Annotated in this window: 3 protein-coding genes; 1 reads left to right on the top strand and 2 read right to left on the bottom strand. The window is 48.4% G+C overall.

Annotated elements, in window-relative coordinates; translation table 11 throughout:
- Positions 1-57: 57 nt before the first annotated feature.
- A complete protein-coding gene (locus ACOTX4_RS25895) occupies positions 58-747 on the top strand; it encodes a bacteriophage antitermination protein Q (protein ID WP_063859044.1) in 690 nt (229 codons plus the stop codon).
- Positions 748-892: 145 nt separating this feature from the next.
- Here the strand turns inward: ACOTX4_RS25895 and ACOTX4_RS25890 are convergent, their stop codons facing one another.
- Together ACOTX4_RS25890 and ACOTX4_RS25885 are read right to left on the bottom strand one after the other, a co-directional pair.
- Positions 893-1183 (bottom strand): hypothetical protein, encoded by a 291-nt coding sequence (locus ACOTX4_RS25890; protein WP_063859043.1) that lies wholly within the window; start codon positions 1181-1183, stop codon positions 893-895.
- 132 nt (positions 1184-1315) lie between these two features.
- On the bottom strand, positions 1316-1497 hold a 182-nt coding region (locus tag ACOTX4_RS25885; protein WP_421635511.1), incomplete at its 5' end, for a hypothetical protein.

Raw genomic sequence — 1497 nt, 5'->3', positions numbered from 1 at the left:
GCCGCCAATAGCAAAGCACAGCCAGACAAAAAACAACCAGCCACAGAAGGAAGCCGCATGAACAGTCAGCAACTGGAATACGTACGTCAGCAGCTAATTGTGGCGACCGCAGATCTTAGCGGGGCGACGAAAGGGCAACTGGTAGCTTTCGCCGAGAACGCGCAATTCACCGCGACGGCGCGAAGCCGGGGACGGAAAAAGGTATTCGACAAGGATAAGCAGCGGATGGTCAATCCGGAAGGTCCGCCGATGAGCGGCAGTCAGTCCCGCGCCAAAGGCTCATCCATCGCGCTGGTGGGCCCGGTTGAGTTCGTGACCGCATCCTGGCGCCGCGCTGTCCTGTCGCTGGAAGACCATCAGAAAGCGTGGCTGCTGTGGAACTACAGCGAGAATATCCGCTTCGAGTACCAGGTGGCGATCACTCAGTGGGCGTGGGTAGAGTTCCTGGAACAGCTCGGCGCGAAGAAGGTGGCCAGCAAGACGATGGAACGCCTGAAGAAACTTATCTGGCTGGCGGCGCAGGATGTGAAAGCGGAGCTGGCTGGCCATGAGACTTACGAATACCAGGCGCTGGCGGAGCTGGCGGGTGTTGCGAAATCCACCTGGACAGAAACCTATCTGCCTCACTGGCTGGCTATGCGTAACAGCTTTAAGCGACTCGATAGCGGTGCGCTTATCTCAGTAACGCGATCACGTTCACAACAAAAGGCGACAAATTTAGATGTAAGTCTTGCAAAACCGAACTGAAACGCATATATTTCATGTAAATCTGATATTGTGCCAATGTTGCGTGCACTAGTGGTAAGCGAATTTTATAGCCTGAGGTTAACTCCTTGGGCTATTTATTTATTAATACCTTTAAAAACCCCGCAATGATGCGGGGTTTGCTTTACTAGATATCTTTAATTTTGTGGTAAATGCTCACGGCTTGGCTATACATGTTCTTCATTTCGCTGAACGTTGAACCCGCTGAGTTATCGGTGTTTTCGCCAGCTGCGTAGACCGCACTGATGCAATCGCCAATCTCGTTGATAGTTGCTACCGGATTATCAGAGTGTTTAATCATTAAAGCCATAATAAAAGCCGGTTTTTCATTAGTTGGCCCCATTGCAGCAAGCATGAGGTCAATTTGCTTTTCTCGCATATCCTTGTTGTATTGCTGTGGGTCAAGCATGCTACTCATACACTCTCCTTTTAAATATATATGCTTCAGCGTGTATGATTTTAAATGATTTTTCCCTAATTGTAATCTCATTCAGTACTTATAAAACTTAGCCTATACCGAAGATAATATCTTTGGAATAAATGCATCTACTTATTCATCTTGCCAGCTTGTCACTGGCTTTTTTACTTTCAGGCCCCGGGAATCATCATCGACACGCCTACTTGTTAAATCGTCCCAAGGGCCTGAACCAACTACACACGGAATAAATATGTCTGAGACCTTCACTATCGTAGGCGTTGGTCTTACATCGTCATCAGTCGGTGTAACCTTTG

Origin of the sequence: Enterobacter cloacae complex sp. IR5459 (assembly GCF_049238005.1) — a bacterium.
In the GTDB taxonomy this organism is placed as follows: domain Bacteria; phylum Pseudomonadota; class Gammaproteobacteria; order Enterobacterales; family Enterobacteriaceae; genus Enterobacter; species Enterobacter hormaechei_C.
Note: the sequence above shows the minus strand (reverse complement) of the source record. Positions and strands in the feature narration are given on the sequence as shown.